The sequence below is a fragment of the Planosporangium flavigriseum genome (genome assembly GCF_011947225.1).
In the GTDB taxonomy this organism is placed as follows: domain Bacteria; phylum Actinomycetota; class Actinomycetes; order Mycobacteriales; family Micromonosporaceae; genus Planosporangium; species Planosporangium flavigriseum.
The window spans coordinates 47508-60093 of sequence record NZ_JAATVW010000022.1 but is presented as its reverse complement, the minus strand read 5'-3'; the positions used below and the strand labels follow the sequence as shown (position 1 = coordinate 60093).

At 69.3% G+C, this 12586-nt stretch carries 11 protein-coding genes; 8 read left to right on the top strand and 3 right to left on the bottom strand.

What is annotated here, in order from left to right; genetic code table 11:
* The first annotated feature begins 20 nt into the window (after positions 1-20).
* From HC028_RS23505 to HC028_RS23475, 7 genes are all read left to right on the top strand, one after another.
* A complete protein-coding gene (locus HC028_RS23505) occupies positions 21-392 on the top strand; it encodes a metal-sulfur cluster assembly factor (protein WP_168079573.1) in 372 nt (123 codons plus the stop codon).
* 6 nt (positions 393-398) lie between these two features.
* On the top strand, positions 399-1406 hold the full coding sequence (locus tag HC028_RS23500) for an amidohydrolase family protein (RefSeq protein ID WP_168079572.1): 1008 nt from the start codon (positions 399-401) through the stop codon (positions 1404-1406).
* Positions 1407-1639: 233 nt separating this feature from the next.
* A complete protein-coding gene (locus HC028_RS23495) occupies positions 1640-2617 on the top strand; it encodes a cation diffusion facilitator family transporter (RefSeq protein WP_239075567.1) in 978 nt (325 codons plus the stop codon).
* 340 nt (positions 2618-2957) lie between these two features.
* A complete protein-coding gene (locus HC028_RS23490) occupies positions 2958-4109 on the top strand; it encodes an AAA family ATPase (RefSeq protein WP_203981413.1) in 1152 nt (383 codons plus the stop codon).
* Positions 4106-4519 (top strand): bpX5 domain-containing protein, encoded by a 414-nt coding sequence (locus HC028_RS23485; RefSeq protein WP_168079570.1) that lies wholly within the window; start codon positions 4106-4108, stop codon positions 4517-4519. Before HC028_RS23490 ends, HC028_RS23485 begins: the two co-directional genes overlap by 4 nt.
* Positions 4512-6176 carry a hypothetical protein gene (locus HC028_RS23480; protein ID WP_168079569.1) on the top strand — a complete coding sequence of 555 codons (1665 nt, stop codon included), beginning with the start codon at positions 4512-4514 and terminating at the stop codon, positions 6174-6176. The genes HC028_RS23485 and HC028_RS23480 overlap by 8 nt, the downstream gene beginning before the upstream one ends.
* Positions 6173-8890: a bpX6 domain-containing protein gene (locus HC028_RS23475; RefSeq protein WP_168079568.1), complete on the top strand. Its 2718-nt coding sequence runs from the start codon at positions 6173-6175 to the stop codon at positions 8888-8890. Before HC028_RS23480 ends, HC028_RS23475 begins: the two co-directional genes overlap by 4 nt.
* 129 nt (positions 8891-9019) lie before the next feature.
* Here the strand turns inward: HC028_RS23475 and HC028_RS23470 are convergent, their stop codons facing one another.
* The 3 genes from HC028_RS23470 to HC028_RS23460 form a co-directional block, all read right to left on the bottom strand.
* Complete coding sequence (locus HC028_RS23470) at positions 9020-9316, bottom strand: PIN domain-containing protein (protein ID WP_239075568.1); 297 nt, start codon at positions 9314-9316, stop codon at positions 9020-9022.
* Between the two features lie 115 nt (positions 9317-9431).
* Positions 9432-9629: a hypothetical protein gene (locus HC028_RS23465; protein WP_168079567.1), complete on the bottom strand. Its 198-nt coding sequence runs from the start codon at positions 9627-9629 to the stop codon at positions 9432-9434.
* A 377-nt stretch (positions 9630-10006) separates the two neighbouring features.
* The gene (locus tag HC028_RS23460; RefSeq protein WP_168079566.1) at positions 10007-10483 is read right to left on the bottom strand and encodes a hypothetical protein; all 477 of its coding nucleotides are present in this window, start codon (positions 10481-10483) and stop codon (positions 10007-10009) included.
* Between the two features lie 414 nt (positions 10484-10897).
* On the opposite strand from HC028_RS23460, the gene HC028_RS23455 reads away from it, so the two are divergent.
* Complete coding sequence (locus HC028_RS23455) at positions 10898-12544, top strand: alkaline phosphatase D family protein (protein ID WP_168079565.1); 1647 nt, start codon at positions 10898-10900, stop codon at positions 12542-12544.
* Positions 12545-12586: the final 42 nt, after the last annotated feature.

Genomic DNA, 12586 nt, shown 5'->3' with positions numbered 1-12586 from the left:
GCGGACCCGACGATCGACGTATGTCCGTACCGACCTGGGCGCGGGACGCGCTCGCCGACGTGTACGACCCCTGCTGTCAGGAGAAGGGCATCTCGGTCATCGACATGGGGCTGGTGCGGTCAGTCCACGTCGACCAGGGCCGAGCCCGGGTGGAGCTGCTGCTCACCTCGGGGTGGTGTCCGTTCGCTGCCAGGGTGCTGACCGACGTGAAGGACCGGATCCTCGCCCAGCCCGGGATCAGCCACGCCGAGGTGGAGATCGTGTGGGACGAGGCGTGGACCACCGACCGGCTGTCCGAGAAAGCCGTGCGGGTCCTTCGCTTCCTGCCTCCCCCTGCGGCGGTACCCGACCGGGATGGGTACATCGCCGCACACTCACTCGGGAAGGAGTGAACAGTCGTGATCGATGATGTCTTCGTCTTCGACGGCGTCGCGCACGTGTTCAACTTCGAGTCCAAGAACGCGTTCGGTACGCCGGGCGAGATGTTCTCCAACCACCTGTACGCGTTCCACAACACCCTGACCCCGGACGGCGAGCCGCACCTGCCGCCCGAGGAGTTCCTGCGCCAGTGGACGGTCTCCGACATCCGGAAGATGGTCTACGACGAGTCGGACACCGACATGCTGGTGGCGATGCCGCTGCCACTGACGGACCTGTACCACGACGGCCTGTCACCCTGGGAGAGCTGCGCCGAGCTCGCCAGCCGGGACCCCGACCGGACCGTCTTCTGGGGCTCGGTCAACCCCCTCGAGGGCCGCAAGGCGCTGGACCTGATGGAGCGCCAGGTCGGCGAGTTCGGCGCCAGGGCGTTCAAGTTCTACAACGTACGGTACGACTACGGCTCGCCGTACCCGTGGCGCATGGACGACCCGCGGGTCGCGTTCCCCATCTTCGAGAAGGCGCAGGAGCTGGGCGTCAACCTGATCGGCGTACACAAGGGCGTCCCGCTCGGGCCGCAGCCGATCGAGCACACCCAGACCTGGGACATGGACGGGGCGGCGGCCAACTTCCCCGACCTCAACTTCATCATCTACCACGTCGGGCTGCCGTTCCTCGACGAGACGTGCTGGCAGCTCATCCGGTACCCCAACCTGTACGCCTCGCTGGCCGCGACGATCAACTTCTTGGTCCGGGCGCCCCGCATGTTCGCCGAGATCCTTGGCAAGCTGCTGTTCTGGTGCGGCGAGGACAAGATCGTGTACGGCTCGGAGGCGCCGATTTTCCATCCACAGTGGGCACTGCGGGCGTTCATGGACTTCCAGATCCCGCAGGACCTGTGCGACGGGTACGGGTACCCGCAGCTGACCGACCAGGCCAAGCGGAAGATCCTGGGCGAGAACCTGCTGCGCCTGCACGGCATGGACGTCGCCGACGCGCGTGCGAGGCTGGGCCGGACCCGCACCTAGACGAAATACCTGAGCGATCGTGGTCACTTGGCGGTGCGACCGGGCCGCCAAGTGACCACGATCGCCGGGCCAGGGGCGACCGCCGCCAATATCTTGTAACACGAAGCGCTCATTTATCTATTAGAGACAGTCGACTGTAGACAGCGTTGAGGCCAAATTCCTCCGGATCCGTCGACCAGTCGCCGAATCACCTCTTTGTGCCGCCGATCCCCGTCGTCCGTAGGCTGCTCTTTGTGAGCGGCGCCGACCGGTTCGTCAAACGACAGCACGCCGGGACCGAGAGCGCGGTGACGGTGATCGTGGCTGGGGTCACCAACCTGGCCGTCGCACTCGCCAAGGCCATCGGTGGCGCCATCAGCGGGTCAACCGCCATGCAGGCGGAAGCGGCGCACTCCGTCGCCGACACCGTCACCGAGATCTTCCTGCTCATCGCGGCCCGCCGCGGCGGGCGAGGCCCCGACATCGGCCATCCATTCGGGTACGGACGGGAGACCTACCTGTGGGCGTTCCTCGCCGCGCTGGCCACCTTCGGCGCCGGGGCGGGTTTCTCGATCACCAGGGGAGTCAGCGCGCTGCTGCACGGCGAAGCCCCAGAGCCGGGGAGCCCGCTCGTCGCGTACGCCATCCTGGTCTTGGCCTTTCTGATGGAAGGCGGGTCACTTCTGCGTGGCCTGTGGCAGGCGCGCAGAAGGGCCCTAAGGACGCGGTTGCCGCTGCTCACCCTGCTGCGCGTGACAGCGGACACCCCAGTCAAGGCGGTGATCTTCGAGGACGCCGCTGCGATGATCGGAATCGCGATTGCCGGGGCGGGGCTGGCGCTGTGGCAGGTGACCGGGAACGCCGTATGGGACGGAGTCGCATCCATAGCGGTCGGCGCTCTACTCGTCGTCGTGGCGATGATCCTGGCCCGGACGAACCTGTCCCTGCTCACCGGGCAGACGGTGTCACCTCGGCTACGGGACGCACTGCGCAGGGAACTCGAATCGCTGCCCGGAGTGCAGGCGATACCCGTCTTCGTCGCCGTGGTGATCGGCCCCAGCAACATTCTGGTCGCCGCGAAAGTGAACTTCGCGGACGAGTACTCCGCGGCGGACATCGAGCGGGTCGCCGACAGGGCCGAAGAGCGTCTGCGCGCGCGGTACTGGGCGGTGCAGTACGTGTTCCTGGACCCCACGCCGTCCCGGCACGACCAAACCCAAACCGATGACTGAGCATGCGGTTGGCCAGCCAGCCCGGGGTAGTCGGTGCGGGCATGGGGAAAGGTGAACAGCCTCCGTGGATCGTGCCGGATGGGCTGTGGAACGCGTCGAGCGACGCCTCGACCTCAGTACAGGCGAAGTCGGCGATAAGAGCATCTAGCCGAAGTCGCTCCTGAACGCCACTAGACGTCCGTCCCTTCCGACGAAGCGGTACACACCGCGATTGCCGGCACCCGCCACTACCCGCCGGATGAGACCGTGCCGGTACCGGTACGGCGACGGAGTCGGCGGGCGGTGGTCACGCGGAGTAACGGGGATGCGGGCATCGAACTCGGCTTCGTACACTTCGCCGGTGCAAAAGATCTCCACGCAGCCTCATGCCCTGTCGTCGGATGCGACCGCCCTTCGGGAAGCGGTCACTCTGGCACGAGTCGGTCTTGTCGACCGGGAAGTGGCCGCCGAGGTAGTCGTGTTGTGCGCCGTCGCCGGCGAGCACCTGCTTGTTATAGGCGCGCCGGGCACCGCCAAGTCCGAGGCGGTACGACGGACGGCTGGTCAGCTCGGCGGGCGGTATTTCGAGTACCTGCTCGGTCGGTTCACCGAGCCGAACGAGATCTTCGGCTCTGTCGACCTGCGTCGACTGCGTGACGGCGTGGTGGAGTTCGAGACCGCCGGCATGCTGCCCGAGGCGGAGGTGGCGTTCCTCGATGAGGTGTTCCTCGGTTCGACCGCGGTGCTCAACACCCTGTTGGGCATCTTGAACGAACGGGTGTTCCGGCGGGGATCAACTCTCCTGTCGTGCCCGTTGCGGGTCTGCGTCGGCGCCGCCAACACCCTGCCCGACGATCCCGCGCTCGCGGCGTTCGCGGACCGTTTCTTGGCGCGCATCTTCGTCACCCCCGTGCCGGACGCGCAACTCGACGAACTGTTGGAGGTGGGCTGGGCTGCGGGCAGCCGCCCGGTGGATCCTCCGGGGTCGCTGCTGCCAGCGCTGGATCGGCTCACCGAGGCAGCTCGCGGATGTGACCTGAGCGGTGTACGCGGCCTGTTGGGTACCGCGATTCGCCGGCTGCGTCAGGCGGGTGTGCCGCTCAGCGACCGCCGGGCTGTGCGTTCGCAGCGGCTCGTGGCGGCCGCAGCGGCGCTGGATGGGCGCACCGTGGCGAGCGGTGACGACCTCTGGGTACTGCCGCTGATCGCGCCGACCCCCGACGCCCAAGCTCTGGCGCGGGACGTACTGTCGGATCTGGTGGCGCAGGCACGGAACACCAGCTTGGTGTTCGCCGCGGAGGAGTTCGCCCGTGGCCCGCAAGCCCGGGCGGCCCGACTGGTCGAGACGGGCCGGCGGCTGCTCGACGAACTGAGCGCCGGACCGCCGGAGCGCGATGACCGGATGCGCATTGAAGCTACTCTGCGGGAGATCGACGCGGGGTTCGTCCTTGCTGATGCTCCGCAGGCGCTCCAAGACATGCGCGGCCTCCTGGTCGCCGCGATCCAGCGGTGAGTCAGGCGTCGTTGACCCTGCGCTGGCACCGGCGCGACGCGCCGCTGCCGGCCGCCGCCGTCGTCGCGTCCGGTGCGGTCATGGCCGAACTGCGGGCGGACACCCTGATCCGGGTGGCGGCCGGTGCCCAGCTTCGCGTCTGTGCCAGCCAAGAGCAGGGCTGGCTGATCGTGCTCGGCGATCGCGCTGAGCTGCCCTGGGCAGACGGAGCCGTCTACCTGGGTTGGGACGGTGGTGTCCTGGTACCGACGCTTACCGAGCCCTGGCCGTGTGCCGACCTGCTGCGTGAGCCGCTGCGCCGACTCGTCGGCCAGCAGGTGGGACTGGTCGCGTTGCTGCCCGGTCTGGTCCTGGCCGGTCCGCTGCCGCGGGAACCGGTCGATCCCGCACGGCTGGACCCTGATGTCTGAGCGCCCCGATCTCCCGGCGTCGCTCGCCCCTTGGGCGCCGGCGCTTTCGACTCTCACCATCGATGTCGCGCTCGCCATGGGCCCACTGGTGCGGCACATCGACAAGCTCTTGTCCGGTGCGGACGGAAGCTCGGCCAGCCATGGGCAGCCGGACGGGTACGCCGGACTGACCAGCCATGGCGATGTCGAGCGGCTCCTGCCCTCTCAGCTGCTGCTCGCACAGGAGCTGCCGGAGGAGTTCGTGCGCCGCGCCGCGACTGGAGAACTGCTGTATTTGGCGCCCGCCTTCCAGAGCAGTGCGGTGCGCGGTCGGGTTGCCGCGCTCGTGGACACCGGTCCCGCGCAACTCGGGGCCACCCGGCTGGTCCAGCTCGCCGCGCTCGTTGTGCTGCACCGCCGGGCCATCGCGCAGGGGCGTTCACTGGTTGTCGGAATGTTGGGCGAGCGGCCGGGCTACTGGCGGAACGGTGGTCTGACCGGACAGCTCGACGCGTGGCTGGCCGCCCGCAGAGCCGCCGAGCCCACCTCCGCGACCGTGCGGGAGTGGATGGAACAGCTCGATGCGGCGGATGAAGCCTGGCTGCTGACTGGACCCGAACTGGCCGGCCAACTATCCAAACGCCACCGGGTATTGGTCAGCCGCGAGCAGGAGTGGGGCATCGACGGCGCGACCACGGTACGGATCTCCGTCGGCGAGCGCCGGATCGACCTGAGCCTGCCCGATCACGACATCGCGCTGCGGGTCCTGCGTGGCGCCGGATTCCAACGCGCCACCGTGCCTGCCAGCGCCGGTGCCGGACCGCTGCGGGCACCGCTGTTCCCAAGCACCAGGCCGTACCTAGTCGCCCGCGGCGAGGGCCCCGCCGAAATCGTCTCGTTCCCGGTGCCGACGGGACGCCCGCGACGACACCGGCTGCCCGGTCCCGTCTTGGGCGCCTCCTGGCTGGGCCGCCGGCTCGTGGTGCTGACCTGCGTGGACCAGACGCTGCGGGCGGTCGTGATCGGTAAGCCGCTCGGCCGGCTGCACCAGCTCGCGGTACCGCTCGCTGCCATCGGCATGTCGATCGGCGATGCCGAAGCAGCCGCGGAACCGGCTCTGTCGCCGCTGTACTTCCACGCCGGAGACCTGTTGTGTGAGATCGGTGGCGTCTGGTGGCGACTGTCCACGGATGATCCGCCTCTGCTGGAATCCTTCGCGGCCGTCGCACCCGGCCAGCAGGTGGACCAACCGCGCATGGCCTGGCGCATCAACACCGCGATCCGCGGCGACGTGCCGCGCGGAGCCGATATCCCCGCCGACGCTCAGCTCGTGCTCGGCCCCGGCGACAGCGGCGCCTGGACCGTGGACGCCACCACATGGAACATCTACACACCGCCCGGCGTCGTCCACCATGTCACGGTGCCGGACGGGGCGAAGGTCGTCGGCCTGGCCACCATCGACGGCCCGCGGTTGGTGACCCTGTCGAGCGGCGGCTTGATCGTCCGCCTGGTCTCGCCGACTCAGACCCGGGTCCTGACCCGCTGGTCCGGCGGAGTCGCCGAGCCGGCCTTGCACCCGAGCCAACCATGGCTTGCCGTGCCACGCCCGGATGGGCTGATCGAGGTTGCCGACCTCGCCTCGAACCAGCTGCTGTGCACCATCCGGAGCGGCGAATGAGCGCGTTCCGCGGCAGGCTCCAGGCCCGCGCCCTCGTGATCGACGTACCCCTGCTCGGAGAGCCTGAGGCCCGTCAACGCGTCATCGAGGCGTGGCAACCCGCCGCCGCGCTGTTCGAGTTACCCAACGGAGCGTGGCTGCTGGAGTACGACCGAGCGGTCGAGGTACGTGCGGAACTGTCCCCCGGCCTCGTCCTCGTCGACAGCGACGGCGTCCTACACGCTGACGGAACGCCCACCGCTGACGCCCGGCCCGGCGACGTGCTGATCCCACATGCGGCTACGACTACCCGGTTCAGCCGGACGGAGCTGACCCCTGTCGACCGGGACTCCTGGTTCGACCTGAGCAACCTGCGGATCGAACCGGTCGCGGCGCTGGACCGCCCGGCCACCGCGGCTGTGACACCGCCGCCCTGGCAACCGCCCCCGCCAGCACCTGACCTGCGGACACTGGCCGGCATCGCGCAGCCGTCACCTCGGACCCGCCGGCTGCTCACCACCGCTACCCGATCGAACCGTCGCAGTCGGCCGCCCGGCGCCGGTCCCGGTCGGGCCGCCCTGCTCACCGCCGCCCTGGTTGCCGTCGTATGCATCATCGGCGCGCTGGTGGCAGCCTCCAACAGTCACCTGATCGTGCCGGTCGTCGTCGGCCTCGGGGTGGCGTTGCTGCGCGGTGCACGTACCGGAACCGATCAGGGCGCCGCCTACCGCTGGGCCGGCGGCGAGGTAGCGGCGGCCGGGCGGCCCGGTAGCGCAGGAGGGCGGTGGGGCGCGCTGCTGGCCCGGCTCGTGCTGGCCAGCCCGGCCGCCGGGCTGGCGGCTCGCGCGCAGCAGCGGTACCTGCGTCGGCTCAACGCCGCGTTCAGCCGGCGCGACTGGGACACCGCCCTGCGTGAGGCGATCGCGGTCGGCGGTAAGGGCGGCGCCCTCACGCTTCGGCTTCCCCGACCACGCACGGGTGACCTGGTGCCACACCCGCATCTCGGGACCGGTAGCGGGATCCCGCTCGACCCGGGGGCGCAGAATCGCCTACGAACGCTGTACCGGCAGGCCGCCACCGAACTGGAACGCGCCGGACGTATCGAGGAGTCCGCATTCGTGCTTGCCGACCTGCTGGATGAGTCGGCCGAGGCGGTCGGGCTGCTGGAGCGGAACGATCAAGCCCGCCTCGCTGCCACGCTCGCCGAGGGACGTGAACTCGACCCGAATCTGGTGGTACGACTGTGGTGGCGAGCCGGCGACCGGGACCGCGCGGTCCAGGTGGCGCGGGCCCGGGGTGCGTTCGCCGGCGCCATCGAGCGGCTGGCCCAGGTAGACACCGCTGCGGCGAGGCAACTGCGTGCCAAATGGGTACACGCGCTGCAGGCCGCCGGAGACCATGGCGGGGCTGTCGACGCGGCCTGGCCCGACGAAGAGCTGCGCCCGCTCGTGGTGGCGAACATCCAGGCCGGCATGGCACTCGGTGGCCATACCGCGGGGTACCTGTTCGCGCACCTGGCCACGTGGCAACCGACCAGCGACACCATGACCACCGCGGTCGCGCTGCTCGATGGCCGGGACCAGGAGTTGGCGTCGGCGCAGCGCGGCTTCGTCTCCGCGCTGGCCGAACTGCGCTGCGCCGACGCCGCACAGGACCGACGGCTGTGCACCGCCGCGCTCCGTCTCCTGGTACGCGATCCCGCCGCCAACGCCGTCAGCGAGCCCAGCGGTCACAAACGGATCACCCGCGCGCTCCGCGACCGCGCCGACCGACTGGCAGCGGCCGACCTGCCACCGGTACCGACTGGGCGGGGGTCTGTGCTCGGTTCCAGAGTGGACATCACGACCACCGGTGACCCGGGACAGCTGCCGCTCCACGACGCAGTCACGCTGTCGGGCCGCATGATCATCACCGCGCACGGCGATTTCGGCGTACGCCTGATAGGCCTCGACGGCCGGACCCGCGCCAGCTGGGACGCCCCCGCGCACCAACTCGTCGTCGCCGACCACGGCGCCAACGTCTTGCTGGTCGCACGGCGCGGCCGCACCTGCGAGCTCCGAAGGCTCGACCTGACCACCCGCCGACTCGGGCCACCCGTCGTGGTCACCGCACACCACATACTGCCCGACTACGACGGCGCGCTGCTCACGGTGCTCGACGACGATGGCATCGCATTCATCGACCTGGTCGATACCACGCCCCGCATCGCCTGGCGTGAACTGGACTCCACAATCGAACTGCTGCACATCGACCGCAGTCCAACCAGCCTCGCCGCCCTGGTCCGGGTCACCGACCCGCTGTCCCTCGGTGAGGCGAGCACTCAGGTGTGGCGCTGGGACCTGCCCTCGCTCATGCTGCGGTCCCGGCAGCCCGTCAACCTCGACGGAACCGCCAACGTCGCGGTACTCGCATCGGCAACGCTGCTCACCACTAAACACGACGAGAGCACCGACACCTACGACGTCACCGGCCACCGCTTGGGCCCATGGATCACGAGCACCAAGCCGACACTGCTCGCCAGCGGCGGGGTGTTCGGCCTACGCATCGACGAACCCGATCGCACTACGGTCGAGATCCCCGACAGCAACCTGCGAGTCGTATTTCCCGCCACCGTCGCCGGCATTGGCGTTCGAAAACTCGCCGACACCCTCGCCGTGTGGGACCAGACCGGCCGGCTGGTCGCCATCGACCTCTCTCGACGCCAGCCCATCGCGCGCCTGCGGACGCGTCTTTAGTTTCTCAAAGAGCAACGGGCGACGGCCGCACCGACGGCGTCGAGCCGGTTGCCGCTTCCCTCGACGCGGTCGCCACAACCCGGCCGGCTCGCCTGGGCGGCATTCTCGGGCTTGGCCGCTGCCCGTTGACTATTCGGCGCCAAGGATACGCAGGCCGTGGTGGGCCTTGAAGTCCTCGTAGTCTTTAAGGTTGAGCGTGGCCAGCGGCAGATCGTAGGTAATGGCGCAGGCCGCGATCCACATGTCGTTGATCGGGCGGGGCCGTCCGCGCTGGATGCCTGCGGCCGACAGGCGGCCCCAGACGGTGCCGACGGCTTCGTCGCCGGGCAGGACCGGGATGCCGGAGAGCCAGTCGGCGAGTTCCTGGCGGCTGCGCGGGCCCCAGTGGCGGATCTCGGTCCACTTGGTCAGCTCACCGTAGGTCACGAAGGTGATCAGCGGCTTGCGTCCGATGAGCCGGTGGCCAACGGACCGCTGAGCTTGCGCTTGTGGGACAGCGAGGCGACGTCGGTGTCGAGGATGACAGGTTGCACGGCCGCGCTCAGGCGACGTCGCGGCGGCGCTCGGCGTACGTGAAGGCCAGGAACTCCTCCAGCTCCTCGTCCGACTCGAAGGTGTCAGCGGCGAGGTCGTCCAGGGAACGGATCGGCTGGGTGTTCTTCGCCGCCAGCAGCTCTTCGACGGACATGTACGGCCGGGGCGGCGGGTAGCCAGAGTAGTCCGCGTCGGGTGTGCTCATCGGGACCTCCACCAAGGGCGGGGTGTGGGCTACCCCGGCCAGCATACGGGGGCCGACCCGCACTGACACAGGGCTTTCGACCGGGGCCGGTCGAAAGCGCGTACGCCGACCCGGCGGGTGTCAACGGAACCTTGCGCTGACTCGGACGCTACCGCGCTATATGAGCAGGTCAAGACGCTGTGCTCGTTGGTCTACAGAGGTGCGAGACGGTCGTTTCGACAAGGTTGTATTCCAGATTTCTCCCCGCGCCGCCTGTGGACCTCACTCCCCCACCTGAGGGCATCCCGAAGCGCCCGGGTCCAGGGCCAGAGGCCCTGGCTGCCGGAGGCAACTGGCGGGTTCCAGGGCAGCCGCTTTGGCCGCCGGAGGCGCCGCTTCTAGCTCTGGCTGGTCACTCCGCTCAGCGCGAGGGCGACCGCGACCGCGAGCATGACCAGGCACGCGACGACGGCGACGCCAACCATGATCAGCGCTTTGACGATCGACGGGATCCGGGTACGGGCGACGGCCACGTTGGCCAGGACGCCCAGCGCTCCGAACAGTCCACCGACGAGACCCCCGCCAATGGCCAGCGCGAACGGCAGCAGCGACAGGACTCTCAGAACGACGGGTATCTTCGGCCCGGTACGGTGCCGTACGCCATTGACCTCCACGGTCGGGTAAGGGTCGCCGTATGCGCTCCGCACGGTGGCGTAGACGGTACCGCCGGCCGTGGCCGGCAGCGTGTACTGGTGCTTACCGACCCGGGGCGCCGGCTGGCCGCCGACCGTGAGCGCGCGGTGGCCCCAGAGTGCGTTGGTGGCGACGACAACCGGGCCTGCTACGCCATCAATGGTGATGGGTTCTGTGTTCACGGCCGTGATCATAGAGACTGCGCTCGGCCGCACCTCCCCCATTTGGTCGGATCTTCCGTCCGGCCGCCAGTCGGCTCGCGCATGACCATTCTGTTAGGACCTATTAGTCACCCAGAGACGACGAGAGGGCATATCCATCACTCGGATATGCCCTCTTACCTGTGTGGGAACGGCCGGATTTTGACCGACGGCCCCTTGACCCCAGAGCACGGCAACGGCGGCCCGCAGGTTGTGGAGGGATCTCCACCGAGGGCGCGCCCCGTTCCCACCGACATCCTCGGCGTGGGTTTCCCACTTGTTCAACTCCCAGACTTAGTACTGCTCCTGTCGGCTCCGCTCAAGATCGGGTTCCGTGTTCCTTGGCGGCGTCAGCCGCCGGACGCACGACCCGCACCTGCAAGGAGATCCGCACCAATGAGCGAAACCGACAACAGCGGCCCACTGCGCCTAGTCGCCCCCGACCAGGGCGCGAACGCGGCGCGACGCAGGCAATACAGCCGTCGCACCTTCGTCGGGGTCAGCCTCGCCGCCGGCCTCGCGGTAGGACTCGGCGGCCGCGGTAGCGCCGCGGCCGCCGCCACCGGGCACACGTCGCCCAGCTGGACCGGGCAGGACCCGTTCCGGCTCGGCGTCGCCTCCGGCGATCCCACTCCCGACGGCGTGGTCCTGTGGACCCGCCTCGCCATCGACCCGCTCGCCGAGGACGGCGCCGGCGGGATGCCCAGTCAGAACATCGACGTCAGCTGGCAGCTCGCCCGCGACCCTCAGTTCCGCCACATCGTCCGCTCCGGCGTGGCGCCCGCCGTTCCCGAATGGGCGCACTCCGTCCACGTCGAGGTCGAGGGCCTGCAGCCGGGTCACGAGTACTGGTACCGCTTCCGCGTCGGCGGCCATCTCTCGCCGGTCGGTCGCACCCTCACCAGCCCGGCCCCTGGCAACCACCGCGACCTGCACGCCGTCGCCGTCTCCTGCTCGCACTACGAAGGCGGCTACTTCACCGCCTATCGGCACGCCGCAGAGGAGAACCCGGACGTCGTCTTCGAACTCGGCGACTACATCTACGAGGGTGCGGGCGTGGCCGGCCGCTTCCGCGTCCACCCCGGCTCCACCTGCGTCTCCCTGGCCCAGTACCGCGCACGCTACGCCCTGTACAAGAACGAGCCCGAGACCCAGCAACTCCACGCCGCCGCGCCCTGGATCGTCACCTGGGATGACCACGAGGTGCAGGACAACTGGGCCGGCGTCTACGACAAGAACGGCGTGCCGTCCGACGCCTTCGCCGCACGCCGCGCCGCGGCCGCCAAGGCCTACTACGAGAACATGCCGCTGCGCCGGGCCTCCATACCCAACGGCCCAGACATCAAGCTCTACCGGCGCCTACGGTGGGGCTCGCTGGCCGACATTCACGTCCTCGACGAGCGGTCCTTCCGGGACCGCCAGGCCGGCAACACGAACGGCTCAACCTGGTGGTTCTCCAACCGCAAGGACGAGTACAACTCCCCCAACCGCACCATCCTCGGCGCCGAACAACGCGCCTGGCTGCTCGACGGCCTCCGGCAGTCCCGGGCTACCTGGCAGATCCTGCCGCAGGGCGTGTTCTTCGCCAAGCGGGACATCACCGCGGGCCCCGTCGAGACCCTCGGTTCTGACGGCTGGGACGGGTACGGCTACGACCGCGACAGCATCCGCGACACCTGGGCCGCACGCCGGCACAACGCGGTCGTCCTCACGGGTGACGTCCACATGCACTTCGCCAACGAGATCAAGGCCGACTTCGCCAACCCCGACTCGGCCACCGTCGGCGTCGAGCTGGTCACCACCTCGGTCACCTCGGGCGACGACGGCAGCGACACGGTCAATGGCGGCGCGACCGTACTCGCCGAGAACCCGCACATCAAATTCATCCAGAACCGCCGCGGTTACGTCAGGATGAAGTACACCCGCGACGAACTCCGCTCCGACTTCATGTCAATGCCCTACGTCCAGCGGCCCGACGCTCCCATCTCGGCAGCGGCCTCCTTCGTTACCCCGGCCGGCGCCCCGGCCATGCACCGGGTCTAGCCACCAACAGCGCGGGCGGCCCCACCCGGCAGTGGGGCCGCC

Excerpts from the sequence above, each read along its gene's own strand:
- HC028_RS23475 (WP_168079568.1), top strand. The coding sequence starts at position 6,173 with ATGAGCGCGTTCCGCGGCAGGCTCCAGGCCCGCGCCCTCGTGATCGAC.
- HC028_RS23480 (WP_168079569.1), top strand. The coding sequence starts at position 4,512 with ATGTCTGAGCGCCCCGATCTCCCGGCGTCGCTCGCCCCTTGGGCGCCG.
- HC028_RS23455 (WP_168079565.1), top strand. The coding sequence starts at position 10,898 with ATGAGCGAAACCGACAACAGCGGCCCACTGCGCCTAGTCGCCCCCGAC.
- HC028_RS23465 (WP_168079567.1), bottom strand. The coding sequence starts at position 9,629 with ATGAGCACACCCGACGCGGACTACTCTGGCTACCCGCCGCCCCGGCCG.
- HC028_RS23505 (WP_168079573.1), top strand. The coding sequence starts at position 21 with ATGTCCGTACCGACCTGGGCGCGGGACGCGCTCGCCGACGTGTACGAC.